Annotated in this window: 2 protein-coding genes; one reads left to right on the plus strand and one right to left on the minus strand. The window is 64.4% G+C overall.

The genetic code is table 11. The annotated features are described in order from the left end of the window. Window positions 1–116: 116 nt before the first annotated feature. Window positions 117–566, plus strand: coding sequence for a BA14K family protein (locus EOA29_RS34845; RefSeq protein ID WP_127222285.1), 450 nt, complete (start codon window positions 117–119; stop codon window positions 564–566). A 72-nt stretch (window positions 567–638) separates the two neighbouring features. Here EOA29_RS34845 and glpK read toward each other — a convergent pair. Further along, window positions 639–1,907, minus strand: a 1,269-nt coding sequence (glpK, locus tag EOA29_RS34850) for a glycerol kinase GlpK (RefSeq protein WP_127222286.1), incomplete at its 5' end; no start/stop codon positions are given.

A 1,907-nucleotide genomic window follows, 5' to 3' on the forward strand; every position in this document is an offset into this window, starting at 1 on the left:
AGCCGACTGCGCGCATCGGGCGTGCTCGTCGAATGCGACCTGGCGTTTGGCGGAACTATCGCACCGCGCGACCGTTGCCCCCGCAAGGGACGACAACCACCCTCGAGGAGAAGACCATGAACAAGATTTCATCGGGTCTGCTGGCAACCGCGCTATCGGTTTCGTTCGCTGCGGCGGAGATCGTGCCGGTCAATGCTCAGCCGAACTATGTGCCGCAAGGCCAGGACCTCTCGAATGTCCAGACAGTACAATACCAGGACTGGAGAAAGCGCCGTAGTTTCAATCGCTCCCAAAGCGCCATGTATGAGCGCAATGGTGCCGTGTACTGGAACGGCCATCGCGGCTACCGCGAATATCATCGCGGCTATCGCCGTCACGGCGATTTCTGGTTCCCGCTTGCGGCATTCGCTACCGGCGCGCTGATCACCGGCGCGATCGTTAACAGCCAGAACCGCTATGCGGATGCGCATGTACAGTGGTGCTACGACCACTACAGAAGCTATCGCGCCTCGGACAATACATACTTGTCCAGATACGGCAGACGCGAGTGCCGCTCGCCCTACTGACGGGCCCCAGTCGGTACCGCAGAGTCGTTGACCGAGCCCGCATCGAAAGGCGCGGGCTCTCTTTGATGGGTCTCAGTTCGTGCTCAGCGTCCTGCGCACGGCATCGCGCCAACCCGCGAGCTTTGCCGAGCGCGTGCCGGCATCCATGTCCGGCTTGAAGCGGCGGTCGAGCGCCCAGGTCTTGGCGAATTCCTTCGCCTTCGGCCACACACCGGCTTTCGATCCGGCGAGCCAGGCGGCGCCCAGCGCAGTCGTCTCCAGGATGGTCGGGCGGTCAACCGGCGCGTCGAGAATGTCGGCCAGCCGTTGCATGGTCCAGTCCGACGCCACCATGCCGCCATCGACCCGAAGCACGGTTCTGGCCGAGGCGCCTTTCCAGTCCTTGCGCATCGCGTCGAGCAGGTCACGGGTCTGGTAGGCGACAGATTCGAGAGCCGCGCGCGCGAACTCCGCCGGACCAGAATTGCGGGTCAGGCCAAAGATGGAACCGCGCGCATCGGCGTCCCAATGCGGCGCGCCGAGCCCGACGAAGGCCGGCACCAGATAGACAGCCTGCGCCGGATCGGCGGCCGCGGCGAGCGCACCGCTCTGCTCGGCCTTGCCGATCACCTTGATGCCGTCGCGCAGCCATTGCACGGCGGCGCCCGCAATGAAGATCGAGCCTTCCAGCGCATAGGTGGTCCTGCCGTTCAGCCGATAGGCGATGGTGGTGAGCAGCCGGTTCTTCGAGCGCACCAGGTCGGCGCCGGTGTTGAGCAGCGCGAAGCAGCCGGTGCCGTAAGTGGATTTCATCATGCCGGGCTCGAAACAGGCCTGGCCGATGGTCGCCGCATGCTGGTCGCCGGCGACCCCGAAGATCCTCATCTCGGCGCCGAAAAGGCTCTTCTCGGCGACGCCGAAATCATCGGCGCAATCCTTCACCTGCGGCAGGATCGCGGCCGGTATGTTCAGGATCGACAGCAGCTCGTCGTCCCAGGCGTTCTTCTCGATGTTGTAGATCAGTGTGCGCGAGGCGTTGGTGGCGTCGGTGGCGTGCACCTTGCCGCCGGTCAGCCGCCAGATCAGGAAACTGTCGATCGTGCCGGCGAGCAGTTCGCCCTTCTCGGCGCGCTTCCTCGCGCCCTTCACCTTGTCCAGCATCCAGGCGATCTTGGTGCCGGAGAAATAGGGGTCGAGCAGCAGCCCGGTCTTGCGGGTGAATTTCTTCTCCAGCCCCTGCTTCCGGAGCTTCTGGCAAAGCGGCGCGGTGCGCCGGTCCTGCCAGACGATGGCGTTGTGGATCGGCTTGCCGGTCGCCTTGTCCCAGATGACGACCGTCTCGCGCTGGTTGGTGATGCCGAT

It is taken from the genome of Mesorhizobium sp. M1E.F.Ca.ET.063.01.1.1 (assembly GCF_003998155.1).
Taxonomy (GTDB): Bacteria; Pseudomonadota; Alphaproteobacteria; order Rhizobiales; family Rhizobiaceae; genus Mesorhizobium.